This is a genomic window from Citrobacter sp. S39 (genome assembly GCF_009495675.1).
Lineage (GTDB): Bacteria > Pseudomonadota > Gammaproteobacteria > Enterobacterales > Enterobacteriaceae > Citrobacter > Citrobacter freundii.
In genome coordinates, this window is sequence record NZ_CP045555.1 from 1,963,576 (window position 1) to 1,976,707 (window position 13,132).

Annotated in this window: 13 protein-coding genes and 3 tRNA genes; 7 read left to right on the forward strand and 9 right to left on the reverse strand. The window is 52.8% G+C overall.

Features of this window, described 5'->3' with window-relative positions; translation table 11 throughout:
- Positions 1 to 49: 49 nt before the first annotated feature.
- A complete protein-coding gene (gene argA / locus GFB57_RS09325; protein WP_003034012.1) occupies positions 50 to 1,381 on the reverse strand; it encodes an amino-acid N-acetyltransferase in 1,332 nt (443 codons plus the stop codon).
- 234 nt (positions 1,382 to 1,615) lie between these two features.
- On the opposite strand from argA, the gene amiC reads away from it, so the two are divergent.
- The gene (gene amiC, locus GFB57_RS09330) at positions 1,616 to 2,869 is read left to right on the forward strand and encodes an N-acetylmuramoyl-L-alanine amidase AmiC (RefSeq protein ID WP_003034016.1); all 1,254 of its coding nucleotides are present in this window, start codon (positions 1,616 to 1,618) and stop codon (positions 2,867 to 2,869) included.
- A 74-nt stretch (positions 2,870 to 2,943) separates the two neighbouring features.
- Here the strand turns inward: amiC and GFB57_RS09335 are convergent.
- The 3 genes from GFB57_RS09335 to GFB57_RS09345 form a co-directional block, all read right to left on the reverse strand.
- Positions 2,944 to 3,020, reverse strand: a tRNA-Met gene (locus GFB57_RS09335).
- A 43-nt stretch (positions 3,021 to 3,063) separates the two neighbouring features.
- Positions 3,064 to 3,140: transfer RNA gene (locus GFB57_RS09340), tRNA-Met, on the reverse strand.
- Between the two features lie 48 nt (positions 3,141 to 3,188).
- Positions 3,189 to 3,265, reverse strand: a tRNA-Met gene (locus GFB57_RS09345).
- A gap of 205 nt (positions 3,266 to 3,470) precedes the next feature.
- On the opposite strand from GFB57_RS09345, the gene mltA reads away from it, so the two are divergent.
- Both mltA and tcdA read left to right on the forward strand, forming a co-directional pair.
- Complete coding sequence (mltA, locus tag GFB57_RS09350; protein ID WP_003034021.1) at positions 3,471 to 4,568, forward strand: murein transglycosylase A; 1,098 nt, start codon at positions 3,471 to 3,473, stop codon at positions 4,566 to 4,568.
- A gap of 134 nt (positions 4,569 to 4,702) precedes the next feature.
- Positions 4,703 to 5,509, forward strand: a complete 807-nt coding sequence (gene tcdA, locus GFB57_RS09355; RefSeq protein ID WP_003034022.1) for a tRNA cyclic N6-threonylcarbamoyladenosine(37) synthase TcdA — start codon at positions 4,703 to 4,705, stop codon at positions 5,507 to 5,509.
- A gap of 77 nt (positions 5,510 to 5,586) precedes the next feature.
- Here tcdA and csdE read toward each other — a convergent pair whose 3' ends face one another.
- Positions 5,587 to 6,033: a cysteine desulfurase sulfur acceptor subunit CsdE gene (gene csdE / locus GFB57_RS09360; protein WP_003034025.1), complete on the reverse strand. Its 447-nt coding sequence runs from the start codon at positions 6,031 to 6,033 to the stop codon at positions 5,587 to 5,589.
- A complete protein-coding gene (gene csdA, locus GFB57_RS09365) occupies positions 6,033 to 7,238 on the reverse strand; it encodes a cysteine desulfurase CsdA (protein WP_003034028.1) in 1,206 nt (401 codons plus the stop codon). Before csdA ends, csdE begins: the two co-directional genes overlap by 1 nt.
- Before the next feature lie 192 nt (positions 7,239 to 7,430).
- Here csdA and GFB57_RS09370 point away from each other — a divergent pair, with 192 nt between their 5' ends.
- The 4 genes from GFB57_RS09370 to rlmM all read left to right on the forward strand — a co-directional run bounded on the left by GFB57_RS09370 (position 7,431) and on the right by rlmM (position 10,446).
- Positions 7,431 to 7,658, forward strand: a complete 228-nt coding sequence (locus GFB57_RS09370) for a YgdI/YgdR family lipoprotein (RefSeq protein ID WP_003034032.1) — start codon at positions 7,431 to 7,433, stop codon at positions 7,656 to 7,658.
- Between the two features lie 363 nt (positions 7,659 to 8,021).
- A complete protein-coding gene (gcvA, locus tag GFB57_RS09375) occupies positions 8,022 to 8,939 on the forward strand; it encodes a glycine cleavage system transcriptional regulator GcvA (RefSeq protein ID WP_003034035.1) in 918 nt (305 codons plus the stop codon).
- 18 nt (positions 8,940 to 8,957) lie between these two features.
- A complete protein-coding gene (locus GFB57_RS09380) occupies positions 8,958 to 9,353 on the forward strand; it encodes a DUF423 domain-containing protein (protein ID WP_003034037.1) in 396 nt (131 codons plus the stop codon).
- Complete coding sequence (gene rlmM, locus GFB57_RS09385) at positions 9,346 to 10,446, forward strand: 23S rRNA (cytidine(2498)-2'-O)-methyltransferase RlmM (protein WP_003034040.1); 1,101 nt, start codon at positions 9,346 to 9,348, stop codon at positions 10,444 to 10,446. The genes GFB57_RS09380 and rlmM overlap by 8 nt, the downstream gene beginning before the upstream one ends.
- A gap of 35 nt (positions 10,447 to 10,481) precedes the next feature.
- Here the strand turns inward: rlmM and fucR are convergent, their stop codons facing one another.
- The 3 genes from fucR to fucK are packed head-to-tail and all read right to left on the reverse strand — an operon-like array spanning position 10,482 to position 13,110.
- The gene (gene fucR / locus GFB57_RS09390; RefSeq protein WP_003034043.1) at positions 10,482 to 11,210 is read right to left on the reverse strand and encodes an L-fucose operon activator; all 729 of its coding nucleotides are present in this window, start codon (positions 11,208 to 11,210) and stop codon (positions 10,482 to 10,484) included.
- 57 nt (positions 11,211 to 11,267) lie between these two features.
- Positions 11,268 to 11,690, reverse strand: a complete 423-nt coding sequence (fucU, locus tag GFB57_RS09395; protein ID WP_003034046.1) for an L-fucose mutarotase — start codon at positions 11,688 to 11,690, stop codon at positions 11,268 to 11,270.
- Between the two features lies 1 nt (position 11,691).
- Positions 11,692 to 13,110, reverse strand: coding sequence for an L-fuculokinase (fucK, locus tag GFB57_RS09400; protein ID WP_003034048.1), 1,419 nt, complete (start codon positions 13,108 to 13,110; stop codon positions 11,692 to 11,694).
- Between the last annotated feature and the right edge of the window lie 22 nt (positions 13,111 to 13,132).

The window sequence follows — 13,132 nt, forward strand, 5'->3', positions numbered from 1 at the left end:
CATACCAAAGATGTGCCAGCGAACTTTATGCCGCATCCGGCAACCACGCCTATGCCAAATCCGCCATCAGCACTTTTGACCGCCGCTGATAGTTGTACATCTCTTTTTTGCTTTCCGGCAGCAGGTCGATATCTACCGGCGTGAAGCCTCGCTCCTGAAACCAGTGAATGCTGCGCGTGGTCAGCACGAACAGCTTGCTCAGCCCCATTTGCCGGGCCTGCGCGGCGATCCGTTCCAGCAACACTTCCCCGCGCGACGAGCTACGGTAGTCCGGATGTACCGCTACGCATGCCATTTCGCCAATTCTCTCTTCCGGGAAAGGGTACAGAGCGGCACAGGCGATAGTCAGGTTATCACGCTGAATAATCGTGAATTTGTCGATCTCCATTTCCAACTGCTCGCGCGAGCGGCGGACCAGAATACCTTGCTGTTCCAGCGGGCGGATAAGCTCCAGAATCCCGCCGATATCGTTAATGGTAGCGCGACGGATCTGCTCGGCGCTTTCCATCACGATCTGCGTACCGATGCCGTCACGGGAGAACAGTTCTTGCAGCAATGCACCATCTTCCTGATAGCTGATCAGATGGCAGCGGCGTACACCACTGCGACAGGCTTTCACTGCTCCGCGCAGGAAGCGCACCGTACCGGAGCTGTAATCGCCTTTCTCTTCCTGCAACTCAACGCGAGCCTGAGCTTCGTTAGGAAACAACTCGGAAATAATATCGCCATCATCGTTGGTGACACCCTGAGACGAGCAAAAACCGATCATTTTCTCTGCCTTCAGTTTGATAGCCAGCTGCGTGGCGACCTCTTCTGACGTCAGATTAAAGCTCTCACCAGTGACGGAAACGGCGACTGGGCCCATCAGCACAATCGCGCCGCTATCTAACTGGCGGTGAATGGCATCTTCATCGATGCGACGAATACGCCCGCTATGGCAGTAATCTACGCCGTCATCAACGCCCAGCGGCTGGGAGATAATAAAATTACCGCTGACCACATTGATGTGTGCACCCTGCAATGGCGTATTATTCAGGCTCATCGACAGGCGGGCGGTAATATCAAGCTGAAGTAGCCCCGCAGCCTGTTTGACCAGCTCCAGAGTTTTCGCATCGGTGACGCGCGTATTTTTATGGTACACCGGCTCATGATGATGCGCCGCAAGATTGGCATCAATCTGCGGTCGTGCGCCATAGACTACGACCAGGCGGATGCCGAGGCTATGAAGAAGACCAATGTCATTGACGATACTGGAAAAGTTTTCATGCTCTATGGCTTCGCCGCCCAGCATAATGACAAACGTTTTTCCCCGATGGGTATTAATATAGGGAACAGAATGGCGGAATCCCTGTACCAGTTCGGTTCTACGCTCCTTCACCACGGCACACCCTCATTGCATGATTATTCGTAATTTGTGTATTTTTATTCTGTTTTGGTTCTGTGCGCAAGCGTAATTTTTACCCATGCTGAAGATTTTTATCAGTAATACCGTGAATATAAAAAGAATGTTTACCCTTTTATAGATGACAGATTATGCGTCATTCGCTAAAGTTTCCGGTCAATTCGGACGTTTTACGTATTACCTCTAAAAAGATTTCTTTTGCTCGGGAGAAGCATGTCGGGATCCAATTCAGCAATCAGTCGCCGCCGTTTATTGAAAGGTGCGGGTGCTATGTGGCTTTTGAGCGTCAGCCAGGTGGGTCTGGCGGCCGTGAGTCAGGTCGTTGCCGTACGTATCTGGCCTGCGTCCAGCTACACTCGCGTCACGGTAGAATCTAACCGTCTGCTGAAATACAAACAGTTTGCCCTGAGTAATCCTGAGCGTGTGGTTGTGGATATTGAAGACGTTAATTTGAACTCGGTGCTCAAGGGCATTGGGACGCAGATTCGTCCTGACGATCCGTATATTAAGTCGGCGCGCGTTGGCCAGTTTGATCCAAAGACCGTGCGGATGGTGTTCGAGCTGAAACAGAATGTGAAGCCGCAACTTTTTGCGCTGGCTCCGGTGGCAGGCTTTAAAGAACGTCTGGTGATGGATCTCTATCCCGCGAATGCCCAGGACGTTCAGGACCCGCTGCTGGCATTGCTGGAAGATTACAACAAGGGCGATCTGGATAAACAGGTGCCACCTGCACAAAGTGGCCCGCAGCCGGGTAAAGCGGGGCGCGATCGTCCCATTGTCATTATGTTGGATCCGGGCCACGGCGGAGAAGACTCCGGTGCGGTGGGGAAATACAAGACGCGTGAAAAGGATGTGGTGCTGCAGATTGCCCGCCGCCTGCGAGCCCTCATAGAGAAAGAGGGCAACATGAAGGTCTTTATGACACGAAATGAAGATATCTTCATTCCGCTTAAAGTCCGCGTGGCGAAAGCGCAGAAGCAGCGTGCAGACCTGTTTGTTTCTATTCACGCTGATGCCTTTACCAGTCGACAACCCAGCGGTTCTTCGGTGTTTGCGCTCTCGACCAAAGGTGCGACCAGTACCGCAGCGAAATATCTGGCGCAGACCCAGAACGCCTCGGATCTCATCGGTGGCGTCAGTAAGAGCGGTGACCGTTACGTCGACCACACCATGTTTGACATGGTGCAGTCGCTGACCATCGCCGACAGCCTGAAGTTTGGTAAAGCGGTATTGAATAAGCTTGGTAAAATCAACAACCTGCATAAGAATCAGGTTGAACAGGCCGGGTTTGCGGTACTAAAAGCGCCGGATATCCCGTCCATTCTGGTCGAAACGGCATTTATCAGTAACGTTGAGGAAGAGCGCAAACTCAAAACGGCGACCTTCCAGCAGGAAGTTGCAGAGTCGATTCTGGCAGGGATTAAAGCCTATTTTGCCGATGGGGCGACACTGGCGAGAAGGGGATAACAAAAAAGCGCTGAAAAGCGCTTTTTTTACGGACCGCAGATACAAAAAAACACCCGTCAGGGTGTTCATAATGTTGGTTGCGGGGGCCGGATTTGAACCGACGACCTTCGGGTTATGAGCCCGACGAGCTACCAGGCTGCTCCACCCCGCGTCCGTCTTTACTCTTCATCGAGTAAACTTGTATCAGATTATATTGGTTGCGGGGGCCGGATTTGAACCGACGACCTTCGGGTTATGAGCCCGACGAGCTACCAGGCTGCTCCACCCCGCGTCCGTCATTACTCTTCCATCGAGTAACGTTACTGCTTCTGATTTTAATTGGTTGCGGGGGCCAGATTTGAACTGACGACCTTCGGGTTATGAGCCCGACGAGCTACCAGGCTGCTCCACCCCGCGTCCGTGGATGCGCACTATACTCTGCTCGCATTTTCATGCAACCCTTTTTTCACCTTGATCACGTTTTTAGGGTGAAAATGAACAAAAACAACGCATTCTGGATTATTTTTTGCTCAAAATTTGCGTTCGGGTATGTATACGCATTTCATTAGGTTCGGGGGTTTGTTATCTTCGTCTCGCATTCAGGCAACATAAGACGAGAACAATGAAAGGACGTTGGGCAAAATATCTTCTGGCGGGAGCAGTAGTTGCGATGCTCGCCGCGTGTTCCTCAAAACCCACCGATCGTGGGCAGCAGTATAAAGACGGGAAATTTACCCAGCCTTTCTCACTGGTGAACCAGCCTGATGCGGTTGGCGCACCAATCAATGCCGGTGATTTCGCCGAGCAGGTTAATCAAATTCGTAGCGCTTCGCCACGTTTGTACGGTAACCAGAGCAACGTCTACAACGCTATCCAGCAATGGTTACGCGCGGGCGGTGATACGCGCAGTATGCGTCAGTTTGGTATTGATGCATGGCAAATGGAAGGGGCTGATAACTACGGTAACGTCCAGTTTACCGGTTACTACACGCCGGTTATCCAGGCGCGGCATACGCGCCAGGGCGAGTTTCAGTATCCTATCTATCGTATGCCGCCAAAACGTGGGCGCTTACCATCCCGTGCCGAGATCTACGCGGGCGCGCTAAGCGACAATTATATTCTGGCATACAGTAATTCCCTGATGGATAACTTCATTATGGATGTTCAGGGCAGTGGTTACATCGATTTTGGCGATGGCAGCCCGCTCAACTTCTTTAGCTATTCCGGGAAAAACGGCCACGCCTATCGCAGTATCGGTAAAGTGCTTATCGACCGTGGCGAAGTGAAAAAAGAAGATATGTCGATGCAGGCTATTCGTCATTGGGGTGAAACACACAGCGAAGCCGAAGTGCGTGAGCTGCTGGAGCAGAACCCATCGTTTGTCTTCTTTAAACCACAATCTTTTGCTCCGGTGAAAGGGGCCAGCGCGGTACCGTTGATTGGCCGCGCATCCGTGGCTTCTGACCGCAGTATCATTCCTGCGGGCACAACGTTACTGGCGGAAGTCCCGTTACTGGACAATAACGGCAAGTTTACCGGCCAGTACGAACTGCGTCTGATGGTGGCGTTGGATGTGGGCGGGGCGATAAAAGGACAGCACTTCGACATCTATCAGGGTATTGGCGCAGACGCCGGACACCGTGCCGGGTGGTATAATCATTACGGTCGCGTATGGGTACTAAAAACAGCGCCGGGTGCGGGTAACGTGTTCAGCGGTTAATTGCCGGATGGCGCTTCGCTTATCAAGCCTGAATTATTGAGTAGGCCTGATAAGGCGTAGCCACCATCAGGCAGTGATGCAGTCATCAAGGGCGGTATTTGTCCGCCCTTTTTGTTTTCTATATCTGAGGTTCTATGTCTGTGGTTATAAGTGATGCCTGGCGTCAGCGTTTTGGCGGTACGGCGCGTCTGTATGGCGAAAATGCGCTGCAACTGTTTGCTCAATCGCACGTTTGCGTGGTTGGGATTGGCGGAGTGGGGTCATGGGCGGCGGAAGCGCTGGCGCGAACCGGCATTGGCGCCATCACGCTCATCGATATGGATGATGTGTGTGTCACCAATACTAACCGCCAGATCCATGCTTTACGCGATAACGTCGGCCTGGCAAAAGCTGAAGTGATGGCTGAACGTATCCGCCAGATTAACCCGGAGTGCCGGGTGAACGTGGTCGATGATTTTGTCACGCCGGATAACGTTGCTGAATATATGAGTGTGGGATTTTCGTATGTCATTGATGCGATTGATAGCGTGCGCCCAAAAGCGGCACTGATCGCGTACTGTCGGCGTAACAAAATTCCTCTGGTGACCACCGGTGGTGCGGGCGGACAGATCGATCCTACGCAGATTCAGGTCGTTGATTTGGCAAAAACCATCCAGGATCCGTTGGCGGCCAAGCTACGTGAGCGGCTGAAAAGCGATTTTGGCGTGGTGAAAAACAGCAAAGGCAAGCTGGGCGTGGACTGTGTGTTCTCGACCGAAGCGCTGGTGTACCCGCAGGCAGATGGCTCGGTGTGTGCGATGAAAGCGACGGCGGAAGGGCCGAAACGTATGGATTGCGCATCCGGGTTTGGCGCGGCCACGATGGTGACCGCCACCTTTGGTTTTGTTGCCGTCTCCCATGCGCTGAAGAAGATGATGGCCAAAGCGGCGCGCCAGCCCTGATTGTATTGGATGGCGCTATGCTTATCCGACCTACGGTTTGTGCGGTGTTGTAAGCCGGATAAGACGTATCAGCGCCGTCATCCGGCTTTCTGAGCAACCTCAAGAATCGCCTCGTTAAGAGCATGTAGCCCCTGGCTACGCGAGGCGCTAAGCTGCGCGCGTAAACCCAGCTCGTCAAATAATTCCATTGGTGAATGCGCCAGTAACTCGGCGGCCGTTTTACCTTCGACCGCGGTGAGTAATACCGCCAACAGCCCGCGTACTATTCGACCTTCGCTGTCACCAAAGAAATGCAGAGTGCCATTCGCATGAAGAGTATGCCCCAGCCAGACGCGGTTTTCACAGCCCGCGATTTCTTTGGCCTGTGCTTTTAGCGCATCCGGAAGTGCCGGCAACTGCTTACCCAGCAGTATCAGCTGACGATATTTATCTTCCCACTGAGTGAGCGGGATAAAGGTATTGCGTAACGTCTCTTCGGTTACGGTTGTGCCAAACGGGTGTCCGGCGAACAAAGGGCTTGTCATTAATCCACCAATATTTCCAGCGCGCGGTCGACGGCTGCGACCAACGCATCCACATCGCTTTGTGTATTATAAGGGGCAAATGAAGCGCGTAGTGTCCCGGATACGCCCAGTTCTGCCAGTAGCGGTTGCGCGCAGTGTTGCCCCGCGCGCAGCGCAATGCCATATTCGGCCAATAGCGTAACCATATCGCTGTGATGAACACCCGAGAAATCAAAGGCTAACAGACTGGAATCCTGGCTGCGGAAGGACCGAAAGCCGGGGCGTTTCGCCAGCGCATCTTCTGCCAGCGTCGCCAGACCCCGGCTCCAGTTTTCGGCCTGTGCAACGTCGACGTCCGCCAGCCATTCGAGCGCTGCGCTTAGCCCGATAACGCCAGCAACGTTAGGCGTACCGGCCTCCAGCTTCCATGGGGCTGCCTGGGTGGTGAAACCGTCGAAGCTGACTTCGCTAATCATCTTTCCGCCGCCGAGCCACGGTGACATAGCTTCCAGTAATTCAGGCTTACCGTACAGCACGCCAATACCGGTTGGGCCATACAGCTTGTGGCCCGAGAACGCATAGAAATCAATATCTAACTGTTGTACGTCGGCAGGAAAATGGACAATCCCCTGGGCACCATCAACCATCACCACCATGCCAGCCGCATGGGCGAGCGTGATGGCGCGGGCCAGATCCGGGCAGCCACCGGTGACGTTCGACATTTGCCCGAGTGCCAGAATGCGGCTGCGCGGGGTAATGAGTTGCGTAAGGCGCTCAACGTCTGGCAATAAATCGGGGGTGAGTGGGAGTTTGACGACCTTAGCCCCCGTTTGCTCCGCGACCATCAGCCAGGGCACGAGGTTGGCGTGATGTTCCGCTGCGCTAACGATAATCTCATCACCCGGCTGAAGGCGTGGACGCGCATAGCTTTGAGCAACCATGTTGATCGCTTCCGTTGTGCCGCGGGTCCAGACGATGGTTTTGTCATCCGGCGCATTAATCAGCCTTGCGACTTTTTCCCGCGCGGCTTCATAGCGTGCGGTCAGGCGCTGGGCTTCAGCAAACTGGCTGCGATGGACGTTTCCGGCGCTCAGGCTATAAAACTGGTGGGTAGCCTCAATCACCACCTGTGGCTTCAGCGCCGTAGCAGCGCTGTCGAGATAGACGCCAGCATCGTTGAGTGCGGGAAATTGTGCGCGAAACTGCGCGGGGTTAAAAGCGTTCATGGTATTCCTCAGTTCAGTAAACCGATCGTGGCGCAAAAAGGGCATTGATACAAGGGTTGCGCTAACCATCGGAATACTCTGGATATCCTGGCAAAGCCCGCTCAGTGTCTTATGCTAAATAGCGTTAGGCGAACAATTTTGCCTGTTACGGAGTATGTTTTTAATAGCATAAATCGCTTTAAGGAGAAGAAGATGAAAAAGACTGCCGCCATAATTTCTGCCTGTATGCTGACTTTTGCCCTGAGCGCTTGTTCCGGTTCGAATTACGTGATGCACACCAACGATGGTCGATCAATCGTAGCTGACGGTAAGCCACAGACCGATAGTGAAACGGGGATGATTTCGTATAAAGACGCTAACGGCAACAAACAGCAGATTAACCGCACTGACGTGAAAGAGATGGTAGAACTGGATAACTAACCGGTCATCCATCGACAAAGAGTCGGACAAAAAAAAGCACCGCAATTTGGCGGTGCTACATTAATCACTATGGACAGACAGGGTAAATGTACAGGAAGTGAAAAAGGGTAGCTTTGCTACCATGGTCTGAATCGCAGACCAATTGCAAACACAACAACACAACATCACAACCGTAAGCCAAAAGCCCACCAGAACACGCATTCCGATAAAACTTTTCGTTCCGGCTTCAGGAAGTGCCGCCACTATAGGTATTTGCTGGTAGAACCTCAACGGACAATTTATAATGGCTCAGATAAAAAAAACTAATAGGTTACAGCCTGTTAGTCAATTGTTAAATTCATTTAACATCAAAGCCTAAAAGTCATGTCAAAACGATTACCACCCTTAAATGCGTTGCGTGTTTTTGATGCTGCAGCGCGTCATTTGAGCTTTACTCGCGCAGCAGAAGAGCTTTTTGTGACGCAGGCCGCAGTAAGTCATCAAATCAAGTCTCTTGAGGATTTCCTGGGGCTGAAGCTGTTTCGTCGACGCAATCGATCTTTGCTGTTAACGGAAGAAGGCCAAAGCTACTTCCTCGACATCAAAGAGATTTTTTCGCAATTAACAGACGCGACGCGTAAACTTCAGGCACGTAGTGCAAAAGGTGCACTTACCGTCAGTTTATTGCCCAGTTTTGCGATCCAATGGCTGGTGCCCAGACTCTCTAGCTTTAACTCAGCTTATCCGGGAATCGATGTCAGGATCCAGGCGGTGGACCGTCAGGAAGACAAACTGGCGGACGATGTAGATGTGGCGATTTTCTACGGACGCGGCAACTGGCCGGGTCTGCGCGTTGAAAAATTGTACGCAGAATATTTATTGCCGGTCTGCTCGCCGCTATTACTCACCGGTGATAAACCGTTGAAGACGCCCGACGATCTGGCTAAACACACATTATTGCACGATGCGTCGCGCCGTGACTGGCAAGCCTATACGCGCCAGCTTGGCCTGAATCATATCAACGTACAGCAGGGACCTATCTTCAGCCATAGCGCCATGGTGCTACAGGCTGCTATCCACGGACAGGGGATTGCGCTGGCGAATAACGTCATGGCGCAGTCCGAAATAGAAGCCGGACGTCTGGTCTGTCCGTTTAACGATGTTCTGGTCAGCAAAAACGCATTTTATCTGGTTTGTCATGACAGTCAGGCAGAACTGGGTAAAATAGCCGCCTTCCGTCAGTGGATTTTGGCTAAAGCGGCCACGGAACAAGAAAAATTCCGCTTTCGTTATGAACAATAATTTACGTAGGGTATTCACATGACCAGCCGTTTTATGCTGATTTTTGCCGCCGTAAGTGGCTTTATCTTTGTGGCGTTGGGTGCCTTTGGGGCACATGTTCTGAGTAAAACCCTCGGTGTCGTTGAGATGGGGTGGATCCAGACTGGCCTTGAGTATCAAGCGTTCCATACGTTGGCTATCTTTGGCCTGGCCGTCGCCATGCAGCGACGCATTAGCATTTGGTTTTACTGGAGTAGCGTGTTTCTGGCATTAGGAACGGTGCTGTTTAGCGGCAGCCTGTATTGCCTTGCACTCTCTCATTTACGCCTGTGGGCGTTTGTTACCCCCGTCGGCGGTTTCAGCTTCCTTGTGGGCTGGGCGCTGATGTTAGTGGGTGCTATTAGATTGAAACGTAAGGGCGTTAGCCATGAATAAGGTTGTGTTGTTGTGTCGCCCGGGTTTTGAAAAAGAGTGCGCCGCAGAAATTACGGATAAAGCAGGGCGCCGGGAAATCTTCGGTTTTGCCCGTGTGAAAGACAATGCGGGTTACGTCATCTTCGAATGCTATCAGCAGGATGATGCCGAAAAGCTAGTGAAAGAGCTGCCGTTTAGCTCACTGATTTTTGCCCGTCAAATGTTTGTGGTGGGCGAACTGCTGCAATATTTACCGCCGGAAGACCGCATTACGCCGATCGTTGGCATGCTGCAGGGCGTGGTGGAAAAGGGTGGCGATCTGCGTGTCGAAGTCGCCGACACCAATGAAAGCAAAGAGCTGGTTAAGTTCTGCCGTAAATTTACCGTACCGCTGCGCGCGGCGCTGCGTGAAGCGGGCGTACTGGCAAAATATGAAACGCCGAAACGTCCGGTGGTTCATGTTTTCTTTATCGCCCCTGGCTGTTGTTATACCGGTTATTCCTGGCCTGACAATAACTCACCGTTCTACATGGGTATTCCGCGACTGAAATTCCCGGCCGATGCGCCGAGCCGCTCAACGCTGAAACTGGAAGAAGCGCTGCACGTGTTTATCCCTGCCGATGAATGGGATGAGCGTCTGGCGAACGGAATGTATGCGGTGGATTTAGGGGCCTGCCCGGGCGGATGGACCTATCAGCTGGTTAAACGCAACATGTGGGTTTACTCCGTGGATAACGGTCCAATGGCACAAAGCCTGATGGATACCGGACAGGTCACCTGGCTGCGTGAAGACGGATTTAAATACCGTCCGAATCGGAACAATATTTCGTGGATGGTCTGCGATATGGTGGAGAAGCCGGCGAAGGTCGCCGCGCTGATGGCACAATGGCTGGTCAACGGCTGGTGTCGTGAGACGATATTCAACCTCAAGCTGCCAATGAAAAAACGCTACGAAGAGGTATCACAGAACCTGGCTTACATTCAGGCCCAGCTTGATGAACATGGCGTAAATGCCCAAATTCAGGCGCGTCAGCTGTATCATGACCGTGAAGAAGTAACCGTTCACGTACGTCGTCTGTGGGCGGCCGTCGGCGGTCGTCGCGACGAGCGATAAGGCTACAATCCAGGTCGGATGGCGGCGAAATCGCCCTATTCGGCCTGGATTGATTCAATCAGCTGTGTATCTGAAACAATATGCGTCACATCATCCAGATGCCCAATTCTGGCCTCTCCCGAACGATTAAATTTACTTTTATCGATCAACAATAAAGATTGCGATGCGCGCTTAAGCAGAATGGATTTGAAGTCTGCGTTGGTTGCATTTGAGTCCCAGAGCGCGCCGTCGCTATTGATCCCTTCGCAGGAAAAAATAAACAGGTCAATATCGAGGGATTTAAGCTGCGAGATAAGCGAGGGATTAACGTAGCAACCGTATTTGCGCTCAAGGCGACCGCCGGAGCTGATAAGCTGAATGTGTTCACGTTTAGCCAATTCCTGGCAGATGGGCTGGCTGTTGGTAAAAACGTGAATGTTGATGTCCGGTAGCTGTCGCGCCAGGTACCAGCAGGTTGAGCTGGCGTCTAAAGCTATCACCATACCTTCTTCGATCCATGCCAGCGCTTCGCGGGCAATATTTGCTTTGTGGGCATAGTGGCTTTTTAGTCGAATATGAAACGGGTCGCCACTGTCCTGATTTTCCCGATGAATAGCCTTGGCCCGCCCGTGATTGCGTAGCACCTTGCCCTGGGTTTGTAATTCACTGAGATCGCGGCGGATGGTCTCTTTGCTAACGTTTAGCTGCAAAGACAGGGCTTCAGTTGTCAGGCTTTTGTGGTGGGTAAGCAGATCTACGATTGCCTGCTGGCGCGCCGCTTTCATGTTCAGATCCTCATCTGATGATAAATGCCCGTACCAGACGGGCATTCTGACCAGAGATTACGGCGTTACCCCTTTTTTTAAAAGAATATTCCCGTACTTTGCCCGCTCTCCTGTGATAACGATCGCAAACGCCTTTTGCGCTCGTTCGTAAAAGGCATAACGGTCAATACGCGTGATGTCTGGACAGGGGGCCTGCAATGAAAGCGCCTGTCGATAGCGAGCCTCGACGTCAGGATCGAGAGAGTCGCCTTCTACTGCGGCCATCATCACCAGCGGTGGGGCGTAGCTGTCCAGTTCAAAAAGCGGAATAATCGCCTGCAGCAGGTCACTAACCAGCAGACCGTCGGCGCGAATCACCTGCGGTCCCATGCTATGAGCCGGAAAATGAGCATCGGAAAAGATAATCTCATCGCCGTGACCCATTTCAGCCAGCACCTTCAGCAGGTCGGGGGAAATTAAGGGGGATATTGTTTTGAGCATGTTACTCGACTCCTGTCAGTTCGGATTCGGTTTGCGGATAGAAGTAACGGTACTGGTAGCGCACCTGCGCACGGGCCTGTTCCGGTGAGGTAAATTCTCTAATGCCTGACCAGGCAAACATCGCGGCGCCTGCGACGGTGGTTTCGGCGTCATCCAGCACTTTGACAGGGATCCCGAGAACATTAGCTTTAATCTGGTTCCACAATGCGTTACGGCTTCCCCCGCCAACCAATAACAATTCAGTGGCCTGGAAATGACCGATTTTTTCCAGCGTGTGTAAATTCCGCTGCAACTGTTCTGTCAGTCCTTCCAGTGCGGCGCGATAAAAATGCCCGCGGGTGGTATTGAGCGTAACCCCTTGCCAGCCCGCATTCTGAGAGGTCAGCAGGTCGCAGTGCATCTTGACGCCTTCTGCGCCAGCAGGAATGGACCGGGCTTCGTCAATCAGCGTCTGCCAGGGCGATTCGGCAGTCCAAAACAGCTTACGCACCCATTCAAGCACGCCGGAAGCCAGCCACTGCATGCCGGGATTATACAGCCCGGCATGACTGTCTAATTCACAAGTGGAACCCGCATAATGGCTGAGCAGAGAGGTGTCCACCTGTGCGCTGCGTACCATCAGAATTTCCCATGTACCGGAAGAGAGCACCGGTTCGTCTGGCTGAGCTCCCGCGCCAAAGAGCGCAAACTGCGTGTCGTGCCCGGCAGATATCACAGGAATACCCACTGGTAGCCCGAGCAGGCTGGCGGCCTCGTGTTGCAGTACCCCAATTTGTTCGCCCGCTTCCACCAGACGTGGAAACAGTCGGCGCGGTATGCCGGTCGCCTGCAAAATGTCATCACTGAAATCGCGCTGCTGGATGTTCAGCATCTGGCTGGTGCCCGCCATGGTGATATCTGTGGTGAACTCGCCGGTTAAACGGTGGTTGATAAGCGATGAGATAAACAGCCAGGCGTGCGCCTGTTCCAGTAATTGTGGATGGTTTTCTTTCAGCCACACCAGTTTATACAGCGTGTTAAAGCTAAACGCGCCGACGCCGGAGATTTCCTGCAACTGCTGCGGTGACATGTAGCGATGGATATTTTCCATTACTGCTGCGGTTCGCGGGCACTTCCAACTGATTACCGGATATAACTGCCTGCCGTGTTGATCGACCAGCGCACCGTCTACGCCGAAGGTGGTGACGGCGATCCCGCAGATACGGCAATTGGCCAGTTGCGTGGAGAGCCGCTGACAGCAGCCGGCGAAGCGTTGCAAAATGGCTTCCAGCGACCACTGATGCCAGATACTGTTCTCCGCGGCAATATCACTGGCGTTGGGCGTAGAGGCGCGGGCGATAATTTTTCCCTGACGGTCAACGGCTATGGCCCGCACGTTGGTCGCGCCACAGTCGAGGACCAGGATAACCTCTTGTTTCATAATTGCTCCTGGGAGATTACCT

Bases quoted from the DNA above. Each gene is read 5' to 3' on its own strand.
- amiC (WP_003034016.1), top strand. From the start codon at position 1,616: ATGTCGGGATCCAATTCAGCAATCAGTCGCCGCCGTTTATTGAAAGGT.
- mltA (WP_003034021.1), top strand. From the start codon at position 3,471: ATGAAAGGACGTTGGGCAAAATATCTTCTGGCGGGAGCAGTAGTTGCG.
- tcdA (WP_003034022.1), top strand. From the start codon at position 4,703: ATGTCTGTGGTTATAAGTGATGCCTGGCGTCAGCGTTTTGGCGGTACG.
- csdE (WP_003034025.1), bottom strand. From the start codon at position 6,033: ATGACAAGCCCTTTGTTCGCCGGACACCCGTTTGGCACAACCGTAACC.
- csdA (WP_003034028.1), bottom strand. From the start codon at position 7,238: ATGAACGCTTTTAACCCCGCGCAGTTTCGCGCACAATTTCCCGCACTC.
- GFB57_RS09370 (WP_003034032.1), top strand. From the start codon at position 7,431: ATGAAAAAGACTGCCGCCATAATTTCTGCCTGTATGCTGACTTTTGCC.
- gcvA (WP_003034035.1), top strand. From the start codon at position 8,022: ATGTCAAAACGATTACCACCCTTAAATGCGTTGCGTGTTTTTGATGCT.
- GFB57_RS09380 (WP_003034037.1), top strand. From the start codon at position 8,958: ATGACCAGCCGTTTTATGCTGATTTTTGCCGCCGTAAGTGGCTTTATC.
- rlmM (WP_003034040.1), top strand. From the start codon at position 9,346: ATGAATAAGGTTGTGTTGTTGTGTCGCCCGGGTTTTGAAAAAGAGTGC.
- fucR (WP_003034043.1), bottom strand. From the start codon at position 11,210: ATGAAAGCGGCGCGCCAGCAGGCAATCGTAGATCTGCTTACCCACCAC.
- fucU (WP_003034046.1), bottom strand. From the start codon at position 11,690: ATGCTCAAAACAATATCCCCCTTAATTTCCCCCGACCTGCTGAAGGTG.
- fucK (WP_003034048.1), bottom strand. From the start codon at position 13,110: ATGAAACAAGAGGTTATCCTGGTCCTCGACTGTGGCGCGACCAACGTG.